The organism is Oleiphilus sp. HI0128, assembly GCF_001635365.1.
In genome coordinates, this window is record NZ_LWGG01000543.1 from 1 (window position 1) to 747 (window position 747).

The following is a 747-nucleotide window of genomic DNA, read 5'->3' on the forward strand; positions in this document are numbered from 1 at the left end:
CGTTGAATCAGTCTACGACGAAATTTCAGCTCGCGTCCCATTGCACCTTCTATCACTTTGCCTGGGCTTCCGCCGAGAGCACGGTAAAAGGGTGCTAACTGAGCACTCAATTCGACTAAATCTACGCGCGCATCTTCAAACTCAGTTGAAGCTTGTCGCGTAACAAATCGATGCCAAAATTCACCAACTAACTCTTCCATCTAACACCTGATTAAACATCATAGATTATGGTTATGGAATAAGGTGCAGCCCTTTTATCTAACTGCACCTAAGTGGGGTTAATATAGTTGGCTAAGCTTATTCCTAAGTTCAGCCAACTTGCACTTCACTTATGAAGCTGCTCTTTGCTCACCCTCAGGGATAACTAGACCTTGCTTATCGCCAACAAAGAAGCTTGCGAAGAACATGCCTACACCTGTAGTGAACATCACACCGAAGAACAAACGTACCCAGAAGACAGGATGAAGTTGTTCTTGAGTTGCCATAAAGCTCAGAGCATTTGCGTCATCTGGTAAACGCTGGAGAATAATCTGCCAGACGCCCGCCACGGTTAAGGCCAAGGTAATACCGCACATTGCGATACACATTGTCCAGAACGACATACGCTCCAATCTCTGTGCTCTTTCACAGTTGCCGTGAGGGCGACCACGCATAATTGGCATTGAATAGGACATTATCGTCATCACAATCATTGAGTAAGCCCCAAAGAATGCTAGATGTCCGTGAGCTGCAGTAATCTGCGAACCG

1 protein-coding gene and 1 pseudogene are annotated in these 747 nt (G+C 46.1%); both read right to left on the reverse strand.

The window, feature by feature from the left end:
* A pseudogene (locus A3763_RS06485) lies at nt 1-200 on the reverse strand (nitric oxide reductase activation protein); the annotation flags it as partial.
* A 129-nt stretch (nt 201-329) separates the two neighbouring features.
* Nucleotides 330-747 (reverse strand): cbb3-type cytochrome c oxidase subunit I (locus tag A3763_RS06490; RefSeq protein WP_197482811.1); only part of this gene is annotated, 418 nt, incomplete at its 5' end.